This is a genomic window from Pseudomonas sp. N2-3-1-14, from assembly GCF_041228395.1.
GTDB lineage: Bacteria > Pseudomonadota > Gammaproteobacteria > Pseudomonadales > Pseudomonadaceae > Aquipseudomonas.
In genome coordinates this window covers 2,726,056-2,745,300 of record NZ_CP166199.1, presented here as the reverse complement: position 1 = coordinate 2,745,300, position 19,245 = coordinate 2,726,056, and the positions used below count along the sequence as shown (strand labels likewise).

Below are 19,245 nucleotides of genomic sequence, written 5' to 3'. Positions count from 1 at the left end.
ATAAAGCAATTGAAAAAGAACGTTCTTATCATTGGTGCAGGAGGTGTCGCCAAGGTGGTGGCCCACAAGTGCGCGCAGCACAACGACGAACTCGGTCGTATTGCTATCGCGTCGCGCAACATCTCCAAATGCCAGGCCATCATCGACAGCGTCAAGGCCAAGGGTAGCCTCAAGGTGCCCGCCGACATCCAAGCCTTCGCGCTGAACGCCCTGGACGTGGAAGCGACCAAGGCCCTGATCCGCGAGACCGACTCGCAGATCGTCATCAACGTAGGTTCCGCCTTCCTCAACATGTCGGTGCTGCGCGCCTGCATCGATACCGGCGTCGCTTACCTTGACACCGCCATCCACGAAGAGCCGGGCAAGGTCTGCGAGACCCCGCCGTGGTACGGCAACTACGAATGGAACCACCTGCAAGAGTGCAAACAGAAGAACATCACCGCCATCCTTGGCGTGGGCTTCGACCCGGGTGTCGTCAACGCGTATGCCGCGCTGGCGCAGCAACAGCATTTCGACCGCATTGATTCGATCGACATTCTCGACGTCAATGCCGGCAGCCATGGCAAATACTTTGCCACCAACTTCGACCCGGAAATCAACTTCCGCGAATTCACCGGACAGGTGTGGAGCTGGCAGAACAGCCAGTGGACCAGCAACACCATGTTCGAAGTCAAACGCACCGACGACCTGCCGGTAGTCGGTTCGCAAAACCTGTACCTGACCGGCCACGATGAAGTGCACTCGCTGTCGAAAAACCTCGACGTGCCCAACGTGCGTTTCTGGATGAGCTTTGGCGAACACTACATCAACGTGTTCACCGTGCTGAAAAACCTCGGCCTGCTCTCCGAAAAACCGGTCAAAACCGCCGAAGGCCTGGAAGTGGTGCCGTTGAAAGTGGTCAAGGCCGTACTGCCCGACCCGTCTTCGCTCGCCCCTGGCTACACCGGCAAGACCTGCATCGGCGACCTGGTCAAGGGCACCAAAGATGGCCAGCCGCGTGAGATGTTCATCTACAACGTGGCCGATCACGAAGAAGCCTTTGCTGAAACGGACAGCCAGGGCATCTCCTACACCGCAGGCGTACCACCGGTGGCCGCAGCGCTGCTGGTTGCACGTGGCGAGTGGGATGTGAAGCACATGGCCAACGTCGAGGAGCTGCCGGCTGAGCCGTTCCTTAAAGCGCTGGACGTGATGGGCCTGCCGACTCGGATCAAAGACGAGAATGGTGACCGTGCGTGGGATGCGATTGCCTGAACAGGCGATTGCTGACTGAACAAAAAAATGCGCCCTTGGGGGCGCATTTTTTGTTTGGGCCACATGCAGACCCAGAACCCAATAAAGATTCAAATGTGGGAGCGGGCTTGCTCGCGAATGCAGGGTGTCAGTTAACATATTCGGCACTGACACTCCGCTTTCGCTAGCAAGCCCGCTCCCACATTTTAATTTGTGGCTGTTATTCCCCAGTGGCTTGGCGCACGCAAGCATCGAACAAACACCGCACTAGATTTGCAGTGGATTTGAGAGGTCGAGTTACTCCAGATTTCTGGCCGAGTTGCTCAGCGCCCGCGAGCACTGCAACAACGCCGGTGCCAGCTGCTTCTCGGCATCTGCCCTACTCCACCGACTGGTCGGCGCCACCACATGCACTGCCGCCACCGGCCGGCCATTGGCGCCGAGCACCGGCGCGCCGATGGTCATGTCGCCCAGGAACAGTTCCTGGCCGTTCACCGCATAACCCTGTTCCCGCACTTGTTGCAGCGACTCAAGAATCTGGTCGACTTCAGTCAGCGTCTGGCTGGTGTGGGCAATGCGCTGGCTGCTCTCAATCAACACCAACGCCTCATCCGTCGGCAACGCGCTCAAATACGCGCGCCCCGAGGCCGTGCAATACATCGGCACCCGCGAGCCAATCGGCATGTGCACCGGCACGAAGCCCGCGCTGACAAACCGCGCGATGTAGGTCATGTCGTAGCCCGCAGGCTCGGTCAGGCACGAGGTTTCGCCGGTCAAGCGCGTCAACTCAGACAGAAACGGGTTGGCCACCTCAATCAACGAATGCGCATCCAAATAACTGAAACCCAACTCCAGCACCCGCGGTGTGAGTTGGTAATGCCGTGTGCGCGAGTGTTTCCGAAGGTAACCCAAGCTCTCGAGGGTAAACACCATGCGCTGAGCCGAACTTTTGGTCATGCCGGCGGCCTCGGCCACCTCTGCAAGGCTCATGCTGCGGCGCTGGGCGCTGAATGCCTTGAGCACCGACAGGCCTTTTTCCAGGGATTGGTTGTGCAAGCTGTTGCGTTCTTCAGACATGGCGGACTCACGGTCAGGTCGATCAGGCGTGGCGATATTCTTACCTCAGATCACAAAAATAGACCACCAAATATCGCATATCGATACGAGAGATTCATTTTGTCGATTTTACAACCCAACATACGATTTATTTGAATCGAAATGGCACAGAGCTTGCGGTTTCATCAGCAACCGCTTGCGGTACTGACGATCCGTTTTCCTTCTGGAGTAACCCGATGAACAGTCTTTCGCCCTTGTTTCGCCGCCTTGCCTTCGGTCTTTGCGCCGCGCTCTGTGTCAGCGCCGTGCACGCAGAGAGTGCGTCCTCGTACAAAGTCGGTGCAACGGCCAGTGGCTCGCCGTTTACCTTCCTGGATATCAAGAGCAACAGCATTCAAGGCGTAATGGTCGATGTGGCCGAGGCCGTCGGCAAGGCTGGCGGGTTTACCAGCCAGATCGAACAGACCAACTTCGCCGCGCTGATCCCCTCTCTCACCTCCGGCAAACTCGACTTCATCGCCGCCGGCATGCTCAAGACCGCAGAGCGCACCAAAGTCGTCGACTTCAGCGCTCCGGTGTATGCCTACGGTGAAGGCCTGATCATCAGTGCCGACGACAACACCGCCTACCCCGATCTCACGCCACTCAAGGACCAAGTGGTCGGCGTGCAAGCCGGCACGGTGTTCTACGACCAACTCAACAAGCTCGGCATCTTCAAGGAAATCCGCACCTACGACTCCATCGGCGAGATGGTCCGCGACCTGTCCTTGGGCCGCATCAAGGCGGCGGTCGGCGACCAGCCGGTCGTCGCCTACCAGATCCGCCAGAAGCTGTTCAAAGGCGTGAAACTCGCCCCCGACTACACACCCACCAACGTCGGCGAAGTGTGCCTGGTGGTACGCAAAGGCGATGCGCAAACCCTCGATCGCCTGAACACCGCGATCGCCAGCATCAAGGCTGACGGCACGCTCGACGCCATCCTCGAGAAGTGGGGGCTTGATACCCAGGTGCGCCCATGAACCCGGCTGAATTCCTGCAAAACGCCCAGGACTTTTTGCCGATCCTGCTGCAAGGCGCGTGGGTGACGATCCAGATCACCGTGCTGTCGTTTCTGCTCAGCAGCGCGATTGGCTTGGTGTTGGCACTGTTCAAGTTGTCGCCGATACGCGCGTTGTCGTGGGCGGCCAGCACCGTGATCAACGTGATCCGTGGTCTGCCGATCATCGTGCAACTGTTCTATATCTACTTCGTGCTGCCGGACATGGGCGTGCACCTCACCGCGTTCTACGCGGGCGTGATCGGCATGGGCATCGCCTACTCGGCGTACCAGGCGGAGAACTTTCGCACCGGCATCATTGCCGTCGAACAAGGCCAGCGCGAAGCCGCCGAAGCATTGGGCATGCGCTCGGTGCTGATGATGCGCCGGGTGATCCTGCCGCAAGCCTTCCGTATCGCCTTGCCGCCCTACGGCAACACCCTGGTGATGATGCTCAAGGACTCATCCCTGGTGTCGACCATCACCGTGGCCGAGATGACCCGCCAGGGCCAGTTGATCGCCTCGTCGACCTTCCAGAACATGACCGTCTACACCCTGGTTGCCCTGCTCTACCTGCTGATGAGCCTGCCGCTGGTGTACGGCCTGCGCCGGATGGAACAGCACTTGGGCCGGAGGAAAAAAGCATGATCGCGATACGCCAACTGCAAAAACATTACGGCAGCCACCGCGTGCTGCACGGCGTCGACCTCGATGTAGCCAAGGGCGAAGTAGTGTGCCTTATCGGCCCGTCGGGCTCGGGCAAATCCACCCTGTTGCGCTGCATCAACGCGCTGGAAGCCTACGACGGCGGCGTTATCACGGTGTTTGGCGAAACCGTGCAGCGCGGCAGCAAGAGCGTGCACGCCCTGCGCAGCCGCATGGGCATGGTGTTCCAGCGGTTCAACTTGTTCCCGCACCGCACGGTGCTGGAAAACGTGATGGAAGGCCCGGTGTACGTCAAAGGCGAGCCACTCAAACAAGCCCGCGAAGAAGCCTTGGTGCTGCTGGAAAAAGTCGGCCTGAGTGCCAAGGCCGACGCCTACCCGGAACAGCTCTCTGGTGGCCAGCAACAACGCGTGGCCATCGCCCGCGCCTTGGCGATGAAACCCGACGCCATGCTGTTTGACGAACCCACCTCGGCACTGGACCCGGAGCTGGTCGGCGATGTGCTGGCGGTGATGCGCACCCTGGCAGATGAAGGCATGACCATGATCGTGGTCACCCACGAAATGGGTTTTGCCCGCGAAGTGGCCGACCGCGTGTGCTTTCTGCACGGCGGCTACATCGTCGAAAGCGGTGCGGCCGAGCAAGTACTTGGCGACCCGCAACACCCACGCACCCAGGATTTCCTGCGGCGCGTGCTGCACCCCACCGGCAATACGCGGAGCCTGTCATGAAGTCTTTATGGTCAGCGACTGCACCCTCGGTGCTGCCAACACCGGCGTTGAGTGAGTCGGTGAAGGTCGATGTGGCGATTGTGGGCGCGGGTTACACCGGCCTGTCGACCGCCCTGCACCTGGCCGAGCGCGGCGTCAACGTGTGCGTGCTGGAGGCCAACGAGCCCGGCTGGGGCGCATCGGGGCGCAATGGTGGGCAGGTCAACCCGACACTCAAATACGACCCCGAACAGTTGGTGCAGATGTACGGGCCGGAACGTGCCGAACCGTTGATTTCCACGGTATCGAATTCGGCGGACCTGGTATTCAAGTTGATCGAACGCCATCGCATAGATTGCGCGCCGGTGCGCAAAGGCTGGATGCAGGTGTCGTACACGCAAAAAGGCGTGGCCGGGCTGCATGCTCGAGCCGATCAATGGGCGCGTCGCGGCGTACCGGTGCAGCGCTTGGAAGCACGTGACGTGGCGGCGCGCATGGGCAGCGAGGCCTTTGCCGGCGGCTGGATGGATGGCCGCGCCGGGGCGATTCAGCCGTTGGCGTATGCGCGTGGGCTGGTAGGCGCGGCGTTGGCGGCGGATGTGCAAATTCATGGCCACAGCGCCGTGACGGGGTTGCAGCGCCAGGGTTCCGGCTGGCAATTGCAGACAGTTTCTGGCGCACAGGTCACGGCCGATCAGGTGGTGCTGGCTACCAATGGCTACAGCGGCAACCTGTGGCCGGGCATGGCACAAAGTATCTTGGCGGCGAACAGCTTCATTGTCGCCACAAAGCCGTTGAGCGGGCGTGCGGCTGACAGTATCTTGCCGGGGCAGGAAACCGTGTCCACCGCGCAAAGGCTGCTGCTGTACTTTCGCAAGGACAGCCATGGCCGCTTGCTGATGGGCGGGCGCGGCCTGTTCAACGACCCCACATCACCCGCCGATTTTGCGCACCTGGAGCGCTCGCTGGCGTTGCTGTTTCCACAATTGGGGCCGCTGGAGTTTGAGTACCGTTGGGCCGGGCGTATCGCAATCACCCGCGACTTCATGCCCCACATTCACCAACCGGCGCCGGGGCTGACGCTGGCATTGGGGTGCAATGGGCGTGGGATCGCGCTGTGTACCAGCCTGGGGCAGCAATTGGCCGGGCGTTTGTGTGACGGCAACGCGGATTTCGCTTACCCGGTGACGCCATTACAGCGTTTGCCGTTGCATGGGTTGCAGCGCTTTTACATTGGAGCGGGTGTGGCTTGGTATAGCTTGCTGGACAGATTGAACATCAGTTGACGGCCCAGACAGTCTAGAAAACTGTCAACTCTCACAGGTTACCGAACCCGCAAAATCCGTTAGCTTCGCCAGTCGAGAGTCAATCATCGATTGGCTTACCCACTCGGCATGTGCGAAAGGATTCGTCCATGACGTTCCACGAAACCTCAAACCGCAACCCTTCGCCTCTCAAGCCTAAAGGACGAAACCGCTTGGGCAACACCGCCCGCCTGCCGCGCTGGGCGTTCGCGGTGCTTATCGCACTCTGCGGCATCGGCGTGCTGCAAGAGCGCACTCGCCGTGTGCGGCCAGCGCACGCCCTATTGCTGGGCGTCGGCGTGCTCATGCTGTTAGGGATGGGCTGGGTGCGGGGGTGTGTACAGGCGTGATGAACACCTGTGGCGAGGGCGCTTGCTCTCTCGCCACAGGGCTTTCGCAGGGTTTCCAGACCGCGTTTAGCTCACAGCTCGAAGGTAAAACACACCAACACTTGCCGGGCTTGCGGCTCTCGGAAGTTTCCGACAAGGGTTTCAGGTTGTGGCTCGGATAGGGGCTGACTAACCTCTCGTCGTCGCTGCCAATTCAGCGACCGGATTTGACCGTCCGATTCCAAAAGAGCAAATGCGCTAACACCGATATTGGGCGTTTTTTTACGTCTGAGGTATCGTGTCGCGGCAGCTGTGCGCGGGATACCTTCGGGTATGCCGGTTTTGCTCCTTTTGGCCGGTCGGTCAACCCGCGTATAGCTGCCACCCTCTTTCGTTTGACCGCGAATCGTGGCAGTTCCATTTATAAAGGAGCTTCACCATGATTAAAGACAGCCCCAATCCCCCAGGCCTGCAAGACTTCGACACCAGCACCCTGCACGAAGTGGCCTACCGTGCGATCAATCACTACCTCAATCCCGGCAAACCCATCCCCGAACCCAGCGAAGGCCTTTTCACCGTGCGCGCCGACCTGGGCACCGAAACCTTGCTGGTCAACGCCTCCCAGGACCTGGCGTCCATCTGTGATATTGCCAACCATATGGCCTTTGAAATCGACGGTTCCCAACGCAATGTCGCGCTGGGCATCTGCCGGATGCTCGAAGGGGTGCAACTGCTGGTGGACAAAGCCCTGAACGTGGCCCACCCGACGGCTTGAGATGGACGAGATAGAGCGCCTGAGCTATCTTCGGGCGCTCTATCGACAGACCCGGAACAGGAAGTTACCGCTTGAGCACCTCGCCCCTACTGCGAAGCCGCACCTTCGCTCTCTTCGCCGGCATCGCCTTTATTGCCTTGGACCAACTGGTCAAACTGCTGGCCCTGGTTTCACTGCACGCCAACAGTTTCAAAATCGGCTCTAACCCCATCAACCTGGCGCTGGAACTGAGCCTTAACCCAGGCGCCTTTCTCAGCCTGGGCGCTGCGCTGCCGCCGCAGGTCAAACAACTGATTTTTATCGTCGGCGTGGCCATCGTGGTCGCATGGGCGATGGCGTGGTCGCTGACCCACTGGAACCAGCCGCTGCGTAAAGTCTTACCGCTTTATGCGATTGCCCTGGGCGGTATCGCCAACCTGATCGACCGGGTATTTCGCGACGGGCATGTGGTGGATTACATGGTGCTGAACGTGGGGCCGACGCATACCGGCGTGTTCAATATTGCCGATATTGCGATTACGGCCGGGGCGTTGTTCTTGATGCTCGATTTGTTCGTTAAGCCGCGCAACGCCTAACCAGCAAGGGGATTCAGGGCATCAAAACCCTGAATCCCCAGGCCATCAAAACACCGACCACCCAATCCGCTCACTCAACAATTCCAACGCCTTCATCCCCGCCAGCGAATTGCCCGCCGCATTCAACTCCGGTGACCACACGCATACGGTGAACTGCCCCGGCACCACCGCGACAATCCCGCCACCTACCCCGCTCTTGCCCGGTAAACCCACGCGATAAGCAAAATTGCCCGCCTCGTCATACAGCCCGCTGGTGGCCATGATCGAGTTGACTTGCTTGGTCTGGCGCGCGGTCAGAATCTGCTCGCCGCTGTGGGCACTCACGCCCTGGTTGGCGAGGAAACTGAAGGCCCTGGCCAAGTCCAGGCAGCTCATTTGCAATGCGCAGTAGTTGAAGTAGCTGTGCAGCACTGCGTCCACGTCGTTGTGGAAGTTGCCGAAGGCTTTCATCAGGTAGGCCATGGCCGCGTTGCGTGCACCGTGCTGCGCTTCGGAGTCGGCAACAACGCTGTTGACCAAAATCTGCGGGTTGCCCGACAGGCGCCGCACGAAGTCGCGCATCGACAGGATCGGCACGGCGAAGCGCGATTGGTTGATGTCGCAGATCACCAGCGCGCCAGCGTTGATGAACGGGTTGCGCGGGCGGCCGCGTTCGAATTCCAGCTGCACCATGGAGTTGAACGGTTGCCCCGACGGTTCGTGGCCCAGGCGCTCCCAGATGGTTTCGCCGCCGTGGTCGATGGCCTGCACCAGGCTGAACACCTTGGAAATGCTCTGCACCGAAAACAGCGTGTCGGCGTCACCGGCGCAGTAGGCCGAGCCATCGTTGCCGTACACGGCGATACCGAGTTGATTGGCGGGCACATCGGCCAGTGCGGGGATGTAGTCGGCGACTTTGCCCTGGCCGATCAGTGGACGAACTTCGTCGAGGATCGACTCGAGCAACGCCTGCATGTCTTGTCCGGTCATTGTTTCTTTGAATCAGTGATAAGCGGGGCGCGCAGGATACCTGAAACGCGCCGCTCAGGTGGCGCACTAGAGAACGTGAAGCCCGCCATCGTCGCGCCAATACATCAGCGACTCGTACTGGAACGACAGCAAGAAACAGGCATCACACCTCGCGGCCAGTTGCTCCATCAACGCCCTTACATCAGCCAACGGATCGGCATCCTCGGGAACTGGCCCTTTGATGCGCAGATAACCTCGGGTGGCCACTGTAAACGCCAGATCGTGCAGACCCTGTGCGCGAATAGCCGGATCCTCCACTTCATAGAAGCCACTCAGGCAAAGGCCCGACTCAAAGCGGGCCTCTAGTGACTGTTCATTCTGGTCCAGCTCAACGCCGCCTACAGCGTTTACCGCATCGGCCAAGTGCGCCATGGACATTCGCGTGTCAGCTTCCAGATGAATATCAAGCCCCATGGGGTGCAGCCTGCAACTTCGCACAGAGGCGCACAGCGTCGCTCTCGTCGGCATTTGCGTCGAGAAAGATCAAATCTTCAGACAGCCCCGAAGCCGATGAAATACCCACCACGAAATCACGCCGTGTTACGCCGGCCAAGGCCTTTATGAATAGCACCAATTGGGTGATTTGAGCGCGGCCTGCATGGTGCAAAGGAAGATTGAGCCCGATAAACCAATCGCTCAGGTCATCAGGCGCCATGCCTGAGGCACGCTCGTGTACTTGATTTACCAGCACAGCGGAAAATGGCGCCCAGTCGAGGGTCAATGTGCGAAAGGCGTCGACCAACACGGGCTCAATGGTTTCGTTGTCAGCACCATCAACGTAACAATAAAGCGTCTGCATGTTGTGCATCCCGGATCTGCGAGTGGCGAGTCTAACGCGATCGCGGCGGATGCGGATCAATCCGGTTGGCCAGCAGGTTTTTTACGTTGTCGAAAATCTGCGTGCTCAGGTCGTTTTCCAGCAGGGTGACATAGCGTTTCCATAAGGTGTGCATGGGTCACTTCCGGGTAGGGATCGCTCGCCAATCAAAGTAGTCCAATAGCCCGTACACTGCACCGCTGCGCTTACTCCACGAGGACTTTTGCATGAAATTGATGATTGGCTTGGCCGCCCTGTTGCTGGTATCGGCCTGCTCGACCCACTCGCCCACCGCTGCACCGGCGCAGGACTCTGCCGCATCCACGTGCCTGGCGGGCGGTGGCACGATGAGGCAGGTCGGCAAGTTGCAGAGCTGGAAGTGCATCACGCCGTACAAGGATGCGGGCAAGGCTTGCACGGATTCGAGCCAATGCCAGGGTGAGTGCCAGACCAGTGTGACCACGCAATCGGGCAACGGCCCGGTAGCAGGTACGTGCCAGGTGGACAACAGTCACTTCGGCTGCTCGGCGACGGTGGAGAAAGGCAAGCTGGGCCGGGCAATTTGTGTGGATTGATGGGCGCCGCCGAAACAATGTGGGAGCGGGCTTGCCTGCGATGAGGGCGTGTCAGCCGGCATCGATGTTGCTTAGCCAACGCTATCGCAGGCAAGCCAGCTCCCACAGTTGTTACCGGGTACACGTCGAAAGTGAGCGACGTTGGAGACTGGCTCGTTCAGCACCGTTGGCCGAGTACTGTGCCTGAACCAAAGGGCGCTACCGAAATAATGTGGGAGCGGGCTTGCTCGCGAAGGCGGAGTGTCAGTCACTGCATGTGTAGCTGACCCACCGCATTCGCGAGCAAGCCCGCTCCCACAGTTTTACCGCGTACACGTCGAAAGTGAGCGACGTTGGAGACTGGCTCATTCAGCACCGTTGGCCGAGTGCTGTGCCTGAACCAAAGGACGTCACCGAAATAATGTGGGAGCGGGCTTGCTCGCGAAAGCGGAGTGTCAGTCACTGCATGTGTAGCTGACCCACCGCATTCGCGAGCAAGCCCGCTCCCACAGTTTTACCGAGTACACGTCAAAAGTGCGCCACGTCGGATATCTGCTCATCGAGCAGATCCCGCGCCAGCGCCCATGCCTGGTCCCTGGACTCTACTACTAGCAGCGGGTAGCCCCAGGCTTTGCCGAACATCACGGCAAATGGCTTGAGGGCCAGGCGTTGGGCGGCACTGGGTTCTACCTGGATCATGCCTTTGACGAAGGTGCGCAGCGCCTGTTTGTTTTTCTTCATCCAGATCGAGGCTTGCTTGCGCTGCTCGTGGGAGTGCTCGTGGTTGTTTTCGTCCACGGATTTTTCGTGCAGCAGCAAGAACGCCTGCTCTCTGGCCAACAGCCCTTCAAAGACCACAAAGGCATCTTCCGGGCCGCCTTCGTTGGGCGCGTCGAAGACGATTTTCACCACGGGGAACGTTGTACTGTCGAGTCGCATGGCACAGCTCCTGAATGAGAGTGGATCTCACTATAGTGACCACGCCACTGGACGGCATTGCACAAAATAGCCAGACTGTTTCGCAATTCAGCCAAGCTGCGAACTCACCATGAAGCACCATCGCCTCGATCTGCATCATCCCTCGATGTCCAAGGATGCCGACCTGTTCCCGCGTGCGGTGGTGGCCGTGCGTGCCAGCAGCACCAGCGAACGCTGGGAGCACGCGCCGCATTCGCATCGCAAGGGCCAACTGATGTACACCCTGCGCGGGGTGATTCACTGTCAGATCGAGGCCGGTATCTGGATCGTGCCGCCCCAATGCGCGCTGTGGATTCCCGGTGGCCTGCCGCACGCCGCGAGGGGTTCAGGTGAGGCCGAGGTGTATTGCCTGTTGATCGACCCCGACGTCAGCGGCGCCCTGCCCGCGCAATGCTGCACCCTGGCCGTGTCGGGCCTGTTGCATGAGTTGATCGGCAAGGCGGTGAGTTTCCCGCAGCTGTATGACGAAGACGGCGCCCAGGGGCGTTTGATCAACACGCTGCTCGATGAACTGGCCCAAGCACCGGTCGAGGCCCTGCACTTGCCCATGCCCCAGGACCTGAGGCTGCGACGCCTGGCGGAAAGTTTGCTGGCCGATCCCAGCGACAAGGCGACCCTCAGCCAATGGGCCGTGCGCATCGGCATGAGCGAACGCAGCATGACGCGCTTGCTGTTGGAGGAGCTGGGCCTGAGTTTCGGTCGCTGGCGCAGGCAGTTGCATGTGATCCTGTCCCTGCAGCGCCTGGCCAAGGGTGAAAGCGTGCAGCGCGTGGCGCTGGACCTTGGCTATGAAAACGCCAGCGGTTTTATCACCATGTTCCGCAAGGCGGTGGGCCAGCCACCGGCCCGTTACCTGGCGGACCGCGCCGGGGCGTCGAGCCCCACGCCGGCGGCCATTTCGATGCACCCGGGCGCATGATCAGCGCTGCACCGGGACCCGGATATCCCCGCTGCGGCACTGAGTCTTCACGCTTGCGGGGCAACCGGCAAAGCGCAATTCCTTGGTCAGGCACACGCGCACTTCGGACAACACCTTGCCCTTGCAGATCACGGCCATGCCATGGTCGCCCATGGCCGGGTTGCTCTGGCGAAACAGCTGTTCGATATCGCGCGCTTCCAGGTAATTGGGCACATTGAACGGCTGCAATTGCTGCGGGATCTGCACTGTCGCCAGCGCCGCATCCGTCGCGTCCAGATAGCGCGACGCATCCAGTCCGCTGCACGTGCCGTGCTTGGACCATTCGTGTTTAAGCAGCGTGCGCGTGGGGAATATCAAAGCGCCCTTGGCCAGTTCATCCGACGACAATCGCGATTGCGGGTCACACGACGCCGGCCATCCGCCTTTCGCGTATTGCGGCCATAGCCCATGCAAGACAAACCCATAGCCCTTGCCGGAGCATTGTTGGTTGTCCGGGTGCGTGAGGCAAAACGTCGGCGACCACGACAGTGACAGCAGGTAAAAATCAAAATCTCCCGCGGGCCGCTGCTCGCGTGGCGCCGCTTGCGCCACCAGGCTGGCCAGCACCAGCCACAGCGCTATCCAGGCTGTCTTGTAGTTCATCCATCTGTTCCTTGAAAAAATAAGCGCCACGCACCGCAGGACAGTTATTCGGGGCGGTTGGGATTGCGCTGCAGTACCTTGTCCAGAACCCGATCGGTCTTCAGCGCCTCGATCGCGAGCGAAGGATGCTCGGCCTCGCCACGAATGTGCGCGTTCATCGCCAGCACATGGTGCCACTGGATATGCGCATGGCAAGGCACTTCGAGCACTTCGTCGACTTCACCTTCAAGGCGCAATGGCTGGTCTTCGAACACGGCAAAGGTGATGCGGCCCCGGCTGCCGATCAGCTCGACGCGGTCTTCGCGGCGGTCCGCGACAAAGTTCCAGCAGCCCATGCCCAGCGCGCCGGAACCGAAGGTCCAGCAGGCCGTCACCGCATCTTCGGCGGCATATTCCCCGGCTTGTCGGGCGGTAAACCCGGTGACTTCGACGATATCGCCGGCCAGAAACTGAAACAGGTCAAACCCGTGGCTGGCGAGGTCCGCAAAGTAGCCGCCACCGGCAACAGCCGGGTCGGTACGCCAATTGGTGGCGCTGGCGTCCGCGGCGGCCGGTGGTTTGCTCAAGGTCCAGATCACTTGGCGCAATTCACCGATGCGCCCGTCCCGCAGCCAGTCACGCACCTGCTGAAAGCGCGGGAGCGAGCGGCGGTAGTACGAAACAAACAAGTGCAACCCGGCGCGTTCGAAGGTGCGCTGCATCAACGCGCTTTGCTCGGCGTTGAGGGCCATGGGTTTCTCGACACAGCAATGTTTGCCGGCCGCCGCCACCATCAGGCTGTATTCGAGGTGACTGTCGGGCGGTGTCGCGATGTACACCGCGTCCACTTCAGGGTCGTCGATCAGGGCCTGGGCGTCGGTATAGAAGCGCGCAATGCCGTGGCGTGCCGCATAATCGCGCACCGCCTCCTCGCGACGCCCCATCACGGCCACCAGCGCAGAACCTGGCGCTTTGTAGAAAGCGGGTCCACTCTTCAATTCAGTGACACTGCCACAACCGATCATGCCCCAACGTACGGTAGTCATCTGTTGTCCTCGTCGGTTTTCATCAATCGGTCAGTATCCACATCCCCACCCGTGCGCGCCATAAGCACTTAGCATGACAATTGCATTACACTTTTGTGACATTCATCCCGCTGCGGGGCACACACGATGAAAATAAGGGCCACGGTCATTTGCGAACACGAGGGGCATATCCTCTTCGTGCGCAAGGCCAGATCGAAATGGGCATTACCCGGCGGCAAGGTCGAGCGTGATGAGCGCCCGGTTGGCGCGGCCGAACGCGAGCTGGAAGAAGAAACCGGATTGAACGTGGACGGATTGTTGTACTTGCAGGAGTTAAAGGCCCGCGACACCGTGCACCACGTGTTCGAAGCCTCGGTGGTGAATATCGCCGACGCGCGGCCGTGCAACGAGATCGTCGATTGTCGCTGGCACGCCTATGGCGCCCTGGACGAACTGGACACCACCGACGCCACCCGCCACATCGTCAAATCCTTCCTACGCCGCTTGTAATTCCGCGCTCTGCCCGCTGTCCGGCACACCTCACTTCACCACGCCATTCGCTTTCTGCCGTTCGACAAAGGATTTGACGAACGCGGCAGCGGCTGCATGCGCCACCAGAACCGCGCGAGAACCGCCAAACCGCGCAGATTCCAAAGATGGGCCTGTTAGCCTGGGAGCCTTGCGCGGTCAAAAATGTGGGAGCGGGCTTGCTCGCGAAGGCGGTGTGTCAGTCAATGGATTCGTACCTGATCCACCGCCTTCGCGGGCAAGCCCGCTCCCACATTGGGTTTACCTACAATCAGGTGGACCGCAACACGCCGCCGCACAGCGAAGAAGCACTTTTGTGGTAACCACCGCGCACAGCAGGAAAACCCAAAGGCCTGTTTCTTTTTAGCAGCCGGCATATGCAACTCTCCAAGGTGGTCGTGAGTGCATAACGGCTCAAGAGCGCGGTTTATTCCCCGCTACCTGGGGAAGTTTCTCGCGACTTTTGGCCTGCCCGCGCTGGTATAACGCTTCGACCAGTTTCTGCCGTTCCTCCTGCGGCAGATTGCTCGCGAACTGCGCCAGGGTGGTGTCCACCAAGGCCCGCAGCGCTGCGTCGGCCTCACGCGCCTTGGCCAGTTCCGTCACCAGCACTTCGCGATCGAGGGTCGGTGCTTCCAGCTGCTTGATCACGCCCAGCCGCGCTTCGCGACCGGCCATGATCAGCGGTTGGCTGTCGGCACGGTTCTGGCGCAGTAACTGGCGCAACTCCTTGCGCCGCTCTGCCGGCAATTTGATCATCGCCTGGCGCAAACCGTGCTGGTTGACGACCGCCTCAGCAGGCTGGGGTGTGGCCATCCAGTGGTAGAGGCCGCCACCCACGCCGCCGATCAAAAACACGTTGAGCAGCACCGAGACAAGCAACCACGGTTTAAGGGATTTTGGGGTCATTGCTCAATTTCCTCGGCGTTGACGGTGAAGACGACGTCGGCATCGCCCTGATCGAAGACGCTGGGCAGCACTTCGGATGACAGCATCGGCAGCGGCACGCTCAGCGACGCCACCAGCACCCCGGCGGCGATGCCGGCAATGCCCACGCCCACCAGGCCGGCGGGCGACAGCCAGTTGGCGTAACGCGACCAGAACGACGCCCGTCGCGGCGCAGACTCACGGATCTGGCGTGCCAGCGACGGGTCGGCGAATGCCAACTGATGGCTGTCCAGCTGCCCATCCAGCCAGCTGGCCTCACGCAATGCCTCGCGGGCGTGGACATTGCCGCTGTCGAGCAGCGCCTGGGCGGGCGCCTGTTCAGCCAGAGGCCAGCGGTGCAGGCTGGCCCCGTAGGCGTCAGCCAGGTGCGCAAATCGTTCAGGTGTCATGATTTTCCCCTTCCTGGGCGGGCAAGCCCGGGTGTGTCGGCAAGTTGACTGCGCAACTGGCGTCGGGCCCGCGACAGCAGGCTCTCCAGTGCCTCGACGCTGATGTTCATCAGGGCCGCGGCGTCGATATTCGACAGCTCCTGGTAGTACTGCAACACAATGGCTTCGCGCTGACGCTCGGGCAAGGTCGCCAAGGCGGCGGCCATCCTTGCGCTGCGATCGGCCGTTTCCAACTGCTCATCCGGGGACGGCGCGCTGTCCGCCAGTTCGAGCACCTCGTCTTCGTTCAACGGGCGCTCCTTGCGCCGACGCAAACGGTCGTGGCACAGGTTGAGTGCCACGCGGTGCAGCCAGGTGTCAAAACGCGCTTCGCCAGGCCGCCAGTTGGCCGCCTGGCGCCAGATACGCAGGAAACTTTCCTGGGCCACGTCCTTGGCCTCGTCGGCATCCCCGAGGATCCGACTGGCGAGCGCGAGCAAACGCGGAAGCTTGCGCGTCACCATTTCGTTGACGGCGGCGGGCTCGTTGTTGCTGATACGCGCCAGTAGCTCAACGTCCGGATCAGTGTCTTTCAATCGGGTGGTTCTCAATGCACTGGCTAAGGTTCAGGGTTCAGCGGATCCAATGGCCTTCGCGCCAGTACCAGTTCGGGCCACGGGATTCCCAGTGCCCAGGCTCCCAACGGGCGTTGCGCACCACGTGCTGCCAGTGGCCCGGCACCCAGGCATACGCGCCGTGCGTCCATTGCCAGTGGCCACGGTCCCAGACAAAGCCTGGGCGTTCGGCGGGAATCACCTCAACGCGCTCCGCCGGTGGCGCCTGGCGGATGATCACTTCGGTTTGGGCAAAGGTGGGGGTGCTGACAAGCGCGGCAAACGCCAGCGGGACCAGCAAGGCATAGCGCAATTTGGCCAGTGGATTCATGGCAACTCCTTCATACGGCGAACGAAAATGTTTGCTGCTGATGGGTTGAACGCCGGGGTAGGAAAAATCCGTCGCGAGAAATACGACATTTTTCTCGACGGTGGTTAAGGCGAGTATTACTCAGGGGGAGGCGGCGCTTGATGAAATGTTTGAAAGCATGACGACGGATTTGTGCAGGTGGCGGCGTTCAAGGTGTAACGCAATGCACACCATGAGGAAATAACCATGTCTCGTCGCCTGACCATGCTTGTCGCCGCCCTGCTGATCGCCAGCCTCAGCGGCTGTGTGATCCTGCCGGAACACCGGCATTGCTGCTGGCGCTACTACGGCGCTGTGTCCACGCCAAGCAGCACCGTCAATAGCTAACCGACTGCCGCAAAGCCACGACGCCCGGCTTTGAGCTCGGTGCGCAGTTCGCCAATCAGGTTTGCGATGGAACGGACGCTGTCCAGACCTTGGGGCGACACCCGGGTCAGCAACAGGTCGACACGCCCGGACGCCGGTTCAAATACGCTGATGCGCAGCGAGCCGTCGCTGTTGAGGCTGCATTCACACGCAAGCGGCAGGAAGCCCGAGGCCATGATGCGATTGAGTTCGGTGATCGACATCATGACAAGCCCCCGTCCTTGGGTTCTACCCTGTAGGTGCATTGCATCCAGCATAGATATGCTTTTGCCGAGCACTGAACAATTAATTCAAAAGTGATACCTGCGCCGCATTTTGCCCTGTGGACGCTGGCGCCCTGGCGCCAAAAACCCAGCATGCAACCTCTCGTCCGCTGCGCTGGCAAGCGCTTGACTCTGCACGGCGTTCACAAGACGCTCTTGGCTCTTTGCCATCATCTAGAGCCGTCCGCCATGAGCATCGATCCCCCAAAACTGCCCGACAATGATGTGTACAAAACGCTGCTGGAATCGACCAAGGCCATTCCCTGGCGCATCGATTGGCAGACCATGACGTTCAGTTACATCGGCCCGCAGATCGAAGCGCTGCTGGGCTGGACCCCGCAAAGCTGGGTCAGCGTGGACGACTGGGTCGAGCGCATGCACCCGGATGACCGTGAATACGTAGTGAACTTCTGCGTATCGCAATCGCGCGCCGGCGTTGACCACGAGGCCGATTACCGCGCGCTGACGGCAAGCGGTGACTACGTGTGGATTCGCGATGTGGTGCATGTGGTGCGCAACGGCGATGAGGTTGAAGCGTTGATCGGCTTCATGTTCGATATCAGCGAGCGCAAAAAGACCGAAGAACACTTGATTCGCCTGCAAAAACAACTGGAGGAATATTCCTTCCAGGACGGCCTCACCGGCATTGCCAACCGCCGCATGTTCGACACCGTGCTGGAACGCGAATGGGCCAGTGCCCAGCGCAGCCAGTTGCCGCTGTCGTTGATCATCCTCGATATCGATTTTTTCAAGCAGTACAACGACCACTACGGCCACATCAAAGGCGATGAAGCCTTGCGCCAGGTAGCGCGCACCTTGTCGCTGGCGGCTAATCGGCCACGGGATTTCATTGCACGGATCGGCGGCGAGGAGTTTGTGTGGCTGCTGCCGGAGACTGACGCGGCGTCGGCCAGGCAAGTGGCGCGGCGCTGCCTGCACCTGATCTGCCAACAACAGATCGAACATGGCTTTTCAGCGGTTTCCAAGCTGCTGACCCTGAGCCTGGGCGTTGGTACGCACCTGGTGACGCCCAACAGCAACCTGCTCGGGTTTGTCGAGTCAGTCGATAAGTTGCTGTACAAGGCCAAACATAACGGACGTATGCGGGCAGAGTTTGCCGACGGTGAAGTTTGACGCCGACGTCAAATTGCGGGCAAAAAAAATCCCAAGTAGCTGATGGAAACTTGGGATTTAAAATTGCATAAACCGTGGGAGGTGAACGCCCGGCTATAGTAACGATTGTAATAACCTGTAACAAGAGGATTTTAATCCTTTCGTCGGATTGAAAACGCCGTAAGTCATTCAATAACCACACGTTTTTTAAGGAGGACGAGGTTATAAATGCCACTTTTTGGTGCAAGTTACGCTTGTATCTCCTTATATTAAAAAAGGGTATGGATCACAGGGGTGCGACACTGTTGGACGATTGCCCGTTTAACTGCTGGCATGTATCGCGAAGTTCCAGACTGTTGGACGACGCCGCACTGGCGACACGCTCCACTTGCCTGCAAAGCGCCAAACGCTCGACCGCCTCGACCCGCTCCTGGTCGACCTGGGCATTGAGCCGCATGAAATAGCCACCCAGTAACACCGCGACGCACAGCACCCCGATCGCAAAGTAGCGAAAGCCGTAGGACGCTGGGGGTTCTGTCGGGTTCATGACACTAAGGCACCCTGCTCTTCTCGTATCGGACGTCGTCGCCCTCTAGCCGATCAACCATCGACCAGCCCAACCGCTGGTAAAACCCGTTGGCACGGATTTCATCGCGGCCATCGGTGATCAAAAACAACCGCTCATGCTGTTCAAACAGTGCCGCTTCAGCCACCGCCATCAAGCGGCGACCCAAGCCTTGGCCTTCGTAGCCAGGCTGTACGAACATCGCAAACACCTCACCTGCGGCTCGGTCGACCATGGAAAAGGCGGCGGGCTGGCCCTCCACCTCGGCGATCCACACACAGGGCGCTGCACGAATGCTGTCCGCCAGCACCTGCGGGGTAATCCCCAGCGCGGTCATCTGTTCGCGGCTCAAATGGTTTTGCACCACCGAGGTGCGGATAGCGAAGAGCGTGTCGATATCATCCGGCGTCGCCACGCGTATCAGCATTTGCATACGGGCCTCCTGTTGAAGGGCGCAATTGTATGCACATAGAAACATAAGCATTGTCGTGGATTTGTAAAAAG

General features: G+C 60.1%; 28 protein-coding genes. 13 read left to right on the top strand and 15 right to left on the bottom strand.

The features are described from left to right. Nucleotides 1–9: 9 nt before the first annotated feature. Nucleotides 10–1,254, top strand: a complete 1,245-nt coding sequence (locus AB5I78_RS12740) for a saccharopine dehydrogenase family protein (protein ID WP_369302368.1) — start codon at nt 10–12, stop codon at nt 1,252–1,254. 276 nt (nt 1,255–1,530) lie between these two features. Here the strand turns inward: AB5I78_RS12740 and AB5I78_RS12735 are convergent, their stop codons facing one another. Beyond that, nucleotides 1,531–2,310, bottom strand: a complete 780-nt coding sequence (locus tag AB5I78_RS12735) for an IclR family transcriptional regulator (protein ID WP_145164526.1) — start codon at nt 2,308–2,310, stop codon at nt 1,531–1,533. Between the two features lie 215 nt (nt 2,311–2,525). Here AB5I78_RS12735 and AB5I78_RS12730 point away from each other — a divergent pair, with 215 nt between their 5' ends. From AB5I78_RS12730 to AB5I78_RS12700, 7 genes are all read left to right on the top strand, one after another. Further along, complete coding sequence (locus AB5I78_RS12730; protein WP_369302369.1) at nt 2,526–3,308, top strand: ABC transporter substrate-binding protein; 783 nt, start codon at nt 2,526–2,528, stop codon at nt 3,306–3,308. Further along, the gene (locus AB5I78_RS12725) at nt 3,305–3,973 is read left to right on the top strand and encodes an amino acid ABC transporter permease (RefSeq protein ID WP_369302370.1); all 669 of its coding nucleotides are present in this window, start codon (nt 3,305–3,307) and stop codon (nt 3,971–3,973) included. The genes AB5I78_RS12730 and AB5I78_RS12725 overlap by 4 nt, the downstream gene beginning before the upstream one ends. Then, nucleotides 3,970–4,722: an amino acid ABC transporter ATP-binding protein gene (locus tag AB5I78_RS12720; protein WP_242197411.1), complete on the top strand. Its 753-nt coding sequence runs from the start codon at nt 3,970–3,972 to the stop codon at nt 4,720–4,722. The genes AB5I78_RS12725 and AB5I78_RS12720 overlap by 4 nt, the downstream gene beginning before the upstream one ends. Then, on the top strand, nt 4,719–5,987 hold the full coding sequence (locus AB5I78_RS12715) for an NAD(P)/FAD-dependent oxidoreductase (protein WP_369302371.1): 1,269 nt from the start codon (nt 4,719–4,721) through the stop codon (nt 5,985–5,987). The genes AB5I78_RS12720 and AB5I78_RS12715 overlap by 4 nt, the downstream gene beginning before the upstream one ends. Before the next feature lie 128 nt (nt 5,988–6,115). Then, complete coding sequence (locus tag AB5I78_RS12710; RefSeq protein WP_369302372.1) at nt 6,116–6,355, top strand: hypothetical protein; 240 nt, start codon at nt 6,116–6,118, stop codon at nt 6,353–6,355. A 418-nt stretch (nt 6,356–6,773) separates the two neighbouring features. Beyond that, nucleotides 6,774–7,109 carry a hypothetical protein gene (locus AB5I78_RS12705; RefSeq protein WP_262206349.1) on the top strand — a complete coding sequence of 112 codons (336 nt, stop codon included), beginning with the start codon at nt 6,774–6,776 and terminating at the stop codon, nt 7,107–7,109. Nucleotides 7,110–7,180: 71 nt separating this feature from the next. Then, nucleotides 7,181–7,684, top strand: coding sequence for a signal peptidase II (locus AB5I78_RS12700; protein ID WP_369302373.1), 504 nt, complete (start codon nt 7,181–7,183; stop codon nt 7,682–7,684). Between the two features lie 45 nt (nt 7,685–7,729). Here the strand turns inward: AB5I78_RS12700 and glsB are convergent, their stop codons facing one another. The 4 genes from glsB to AB5I78_RS12680 form a co-directional block, all read right to left on the bottom strand. Beyond that, nucleotides 7,730–8,638 carry a glutaminase B gene (gene glsB, locus AB5I78_RS12695; RefSeq protein ID WP_369302378.1) on the bottom strand — a complete coding sequence of 303 codons (909 nt, stop codon included), beginning with the start codon at nt 8,636–8,638 and terminating at the stop codon, nt 7,730–7,732. Between the two features lie 81 nt (nt 8,639–8,719). Next, complete coding sequence (locus AB5I78_RS12690) at nt 8,720–9,106, bottom strand: hypothetical protein (RefSeq protein ID WP_369302374.1); 387 nt, start codon at nt 9,104–9,106, stop codon at nt 8,720–8,722. Beyond that, a complete protein-coding gene (locus AB5I78_RS12685; RefSeq protein WP_369302375.1) occupies nt 9,096–9,491 on the bottom strand; it encodes a hypothetical protein in 396 nt (131 codons plus the stop codon). The genes AB5I78_RS12690 and AB5I78_RS12685 overlap by 11 nt, the downstream gene beginning before the upstream one ends. Nucleotides 9,492–9,522: 31 nt before the next feature. Next, a complete protein-coding gene (locus tag AB5I78_RS12680) occupies nt 9,523–9,645 on the bottom strand; it encodes a hypothetical protein (RefSeq protein ID WP_369302380.1) in 123 nt (40 codons plus the stop codon). A 91-nt stretch (nt 9,646–9,736) separates the two neighbouring features. Between AB5I78_RS12680 and AB5I78_RS12675 the strand changes: the two genes are divergently transcribed. Beyond that, the gene (locus AB5I78_RS12675) at nt 9,737–10,084 is read left to right on the top strand and encodes a hypothetical protein (protein ID WP_145164548.1); all 348 of its coding nucleotides are present in this window, start codon (nt 9,737–9,739) and stop codon (nt 10,082–10,084) included. 507 nt (nt 10,085–10,591) lie between these two features. Here AB5I78_RS12675 and AB5I78_RS12670 read toward each other — a convergent pair. Then, entirely contained in the window at nt 10,592–11,002 is a 411-nt protein-coding gene (locus tag AB5I78_RS12670; RefSeq protein WP_262206343.1) for a hypothetical protein, read from the bottom strand. A 109-nt stretch (nt 11,003–11,111) separates the two neighbouring features. On the opposite strand from AB5I78_RS12670, the gene AB5I78_RS12665 reads away from it, so the two are divergent. After that, the gene (locus AB5I78_RS12665; protein ID WP_369303467.1) at nt 11,112–11,960 is read left to right on the top strand and encodes a helix-turn-helix transcriptional regulator; all 849 of its coding nucleotides are present in this window, start codon (nt 11,112–11,114) and stop codon (nt 11,958–11,960) included. Here the strand turns inward: AB5I78_RS12665 and AB5I78_RS12660 are convergent, their stop codons facing one another. Together AB5I78_RS12660 and AB5I78_RS12655 are read right to left on the bottom strand one after the other, a co-directional pair. Further along, nucleotides 11,961–12,602 carry a ribonuclease gene (locus AB5I78_RS12660; protein WP_369303466.1) on the bottom strand — a complete coding sequence of 214 codons (642 nt, stop codon included), beginning with the start codon at nt 12,600–12,602 and terminating at the stop codon, nt 11,961–11,963. Nucleotides 12,603–12,646: 44 nt separating this feature from the next. Next, entirely contained in the window at nt 12,647–13,627 is a 981-nt protein-coding gene (locus AB5I78_RS12655) for a Gfo/Idh/MocA family protein (protein WP_145164557.1), read from the bottom strand. A 126-nt stretch (nt 13,628–13,753) separates the two neighbouring features. Between AB5I78_RS12655 and AB5I78_RS12650 the strand changes: the two genes are divergently transcribed. Then, nucleotides 13,754–14,116: an NUDIX hydrolase gene (locus AB5I78_RS12650; protein WP_145164559.1), complete on the top strand. Its 363-nt coding sequence runs from the start codon at nt 13,754–13,756 to the stop codon at nt 14,114–14,116. A 432-nt stretch (nt 14,117–14,548) separates the two neighbouring features. Here the strand turns inward: AB5I78_RS12650 and AB5I78_RS12645 are convergent, their stop codons facing one another. Genes AB5I78_RS12645 through AB5I78_RS12630 form a run of 4 tightly spaced genes read right to left on the bottom strand, consistent with a single transcriptional unit; the run spans nt 14,549 to nt 16,395 of the window. After that, on the bottom strand, nt 14,549–15,043 hold the full coding sequence (locus AB5I78_RS12645) for a periplasmic heavy metal sensor (RefSeq protein ID WP_369303465.1): 495 nt from the start codon (nt 15,041–15,043) through the stop codon (nt 14,549–14,551). Further along, nucleotides 15,040–15,471 carry a hypothetical protein gene (locus AB5I78_RS12640; protein WP_369303464.1) on the bottom strand — a complete coding sequence of 144 codons (432 nt, stop codon included), beginning with the start codon at nt 15,469–15,471 and terminating at the stop codon, nt 15,040–15,042. Before AB5I78_RS12640 ends, AB5I78_RS12645 begins: the two co-directional genes overlap by 4 nt. Continuing rightward, entirely contained in the window at nt 15,468–16,046 is a 579-nt protein-coding gene (locus AB5I78_RS12635) for an RNA polymerase sigma factor (protein WP_262206336.1), read from the bottom strand. Before AB5I78_RS12635 ends, AB5I78_RS12640 begins: the two co-directional genes overlap by 4 nt. Before the next feature lie 37 nt (nt 16,047–16,083). Continuing rightward, entirely contained in the window at nt 16,084–16,395 is a 312-nt protein-coding gene (locus tag AB5I78_RS12630) for a YXWGXW repeat-containing protein (RefSeq protein ID WP_242197447.1), read from the bottom strand. Nucleotides 16,396–16,620: 225 nt separating this feature from the next. Here AB5I78_RS12630 and AB5I78_RS12625 point away from each other — a divergent pair, with 225 nt between their 5' ends. Further along, the gene (locus AB5I78_RS12625; protein WP_178119734.1) at nt 16,621–16,761 is read left to right on the top strand and encodes a hypothetical protein; all 141 of its coding nucleotides are present in this window, start codon (nt 16,621–16,623) and stop codon (nt 16,759–16,761) included. Here AB5I78_RS12625 and AB5I78_RS12620 read toward each other — a convergent pair. Further along, nucleotides 16,758–17,006, bottom strand: a complete 249-nt coding sequence (locus tag AB5I78_RS12620) for a DUF1652 domain-containing protein (RefSeq protein WP_369303463.1) — start codon at nt 17,004–17,006, stop codon at nt 16,758–16,760. The genes AB5I78_RS12625 and AB5I78_RS12620 overlap by 4 nt on opposite strands. Nucleotides 17,007–17,252: 246 nt before the next feature. Between AB5I78_RS12620 and AB5I78_RS12615 the strand changes: the two genes are divergently transcribed. Next, nucleotides 17,253–18,197, top strand: coding sequence for a GGDEF domain-containing protein (locus AB5I78_RS12615; protein WP_369303462.1), 945 nt, complete (start codon nt 17,253–17,255; stop codon nt 18,195–18,197). A gap of 265 nt (nt 18,198–18,462) precedes the next feature. On the opposite strand, the gene AB5I78_RS12610 is transcribed toward AB5I78_RS12615, so the two are convergent. Then, nucleotides 18,463–18,723, bottom strand: a complete 261-nt coding sequence (locus AB5I78_RS12610; RefSeq protein ID WP_369303461.1) for a hypothetical protein — start codon at nt 18,721–18,723, stop codon at nt 18,463–18,465. Between the two features lie 4 nt (nt 18,724–18,727). Next, entirely contained in the window at nt 18,728–19,174 is a 447-nt protein-coding gene (locus AB5I78_RS12605; RefSeq protein WP_369303460.1) for a GNAT family N-acetyltransferase, read from the bottom strand. Between the last annotated feature and the right edge of the window lie 71 nt (nt 19,175–19,245).

Bases quoted from the DNA above. Each gene is read 5' to 3' on its own strand.
- AB5I78_RS12735 (WP_145164526.1), bottom strand. From the start codon at position 2,310: ATGTCTGAAGAACGCAACAGCTTGCACAACCAATCCCTGGAAAAAGGC.
- AB5I78_RS12730 (WP_369302369.1), top strand. From the start codon at position 2,526: ATGAACAGTCTTTCGCCCTTGTTTCGCCGCCTTGCCTTCGGTCTTTGC.
- AB5I78_RS12725 (WP_369302370.1), top strand. From the start codon at position 3,305: ATGAACCCGGCTGAATTCCTGCAAAACGCCCAGGACTTTTTGCCGATC.
- AB5I78_RS12720 (WP_242197411.1), top strand. From the start codon at position 3,970: ATGATCGCGATACGCCAACTGCAAAAACATTACGGCAGCCACCGCGTG.
- AB5I78_RS12715 (WP_369302371.1), top strand. From the start codon at position 4,719: ATGAAGTCTTTATGGTCAGCGACTGCACCCTCGGTGCTGCCAACACCG.
- AB5I78_RS12710 (WP_369302372.1), top strand. From the start codon at position 6,116: ATGACGTTCCACGAAACCTCAAACCGCAACCCTTCGCCTCTCAAGCCT.
- AB5I78_RS12705 (WP_262206349.1), top strand. From the start codon at position 6,774: ATGATTAAAGACAGCCCCAATCCCCCAGGCCTGCAAGACTTCGACACC.
- glsB (WP_369302378.1), bottom strand. From the start codon at position 8,638: ATGCAGGCGTTGCTCGAGTCGATCCTCGACGAAGTTCGTCCACTGATC.
- AB5I78_RS12690 (WP_369302374.1), bottom strand. From the start codon at position 9,106: ATGGGGCTTGATATTCATCTGGAAGCTGACACGCGAATGTCCATGGCG.
- AB5I78_RS12685 (WP_369302375.1), bottom strand. From the start codon at position 9,491: ATGCAGACGCTTTATTGTTACGTTGATGGTGCTGACAACGAAACCATT.
- AB5I78_RS12680 (WP_369302380.1), bottom strand. From the start codon at position 9,645: ATGCACACCTTATGGAAACGCTATGTCACCCTGCTGGAAAACGACCTG.
- AB5I78_RS12675 (WP_145164548.1), top strand. From the start codon at position 9,737: ATGAAATTGATGATTGGCTTGGCCGCCCTGTTGCTGGTATCGGCCTGC.
- AB5I78_RS12670 (WP_262206343.1), bottom strand. From the start codon at position 11,002: ATGCGACTCGACAGTACAACGTTCCCCGTGGTGAAAATCGTCTTCGAC.
- AB5I78_RS12665 (WP_369303467.1), top strand. From the start codon at position 11,112: ATGAAGCACCATCGCCTCGATCTGCATCATCCCTCGATGTCCAAGGAT.
- AB5I78_RS12660 (WP_369303466.1), bottom strand. From the start codon at position 12,602: ATGAACTACAAGACAGCCTGGATAGCGCTGTGGCTGGTGCTGGCCAGC.
- AB5I78_RS12655 (WP_145164557.1), bottom strand. From the start codon at position 13,627: ATGACTACCGTACGTTGGGGCATGATCGGTTGTGGCAGTGTCACTGAA.
- AB5I78_RS12650 (WP_145164559.1), top strand. From the start codon at position 13,754: ATGAAAATAAGGGCCACGGTCATTTGCGAACACGAGGGGCATATCCTC.
- AB5I78_RS12645 (WP_369303465.1), bottom strand. From the start codon at position 15,043: ATGACCCCAAAATCCCTTAAACCGTGGTTGCTTGTCTCGGTGCTGCTC.
- AB5I78_RS12640 (WP_369303464.1), bottom strand. From the start codon at position 15,471: ATGACACCTGAACGATTTGCGCACCTGGCTGACGCCTACGGGGCCAGC.
- AB5I78_RS12630 (WP_242197447.1), bottom strand. From the start codon at position 16,395: ATGAATCCACTGGCCAAATTGCGCTATGCCTTGCTGGTCCCGCTGGCG.
- AB5I78_RS12625 (WP_178119734.1), top strand. From the start codon at position 16,621: ATGTCTCGTCGCCTGACCATGCTTGTCGCCGCCCTGCTGATCGCCAGC.
- AB5I78_RS12620 (WP_369303463.1), bottom strand. From the start codon at position 17,006: ATGATGTCGATCACCGAACTCAATCGCATCATGGCCTCGGGCTTCCTG.
- AB5I78_RS12615 (WP_369303462.1), top strand. From the start codon at position 17,253: ATGAGCATCGATCCCCCAAAACTGCCCGACAATGATGTGTACAAAACG.
- AB5I78_RS12610 (WP_369303461.1), bottom strand. From the start codon at position 18,723: ATGAACCCGACAGAACCCCCAGCGTCCTACGGCTTTCGCTACTTTGCG.
- AB5I78_RS12605 (WP_369303460.1), bottom strand. From the start codon at position 19,174: ATGCAAATGCTGATACGCGTGGCGACGCCGGATGATATCGACACGCTC.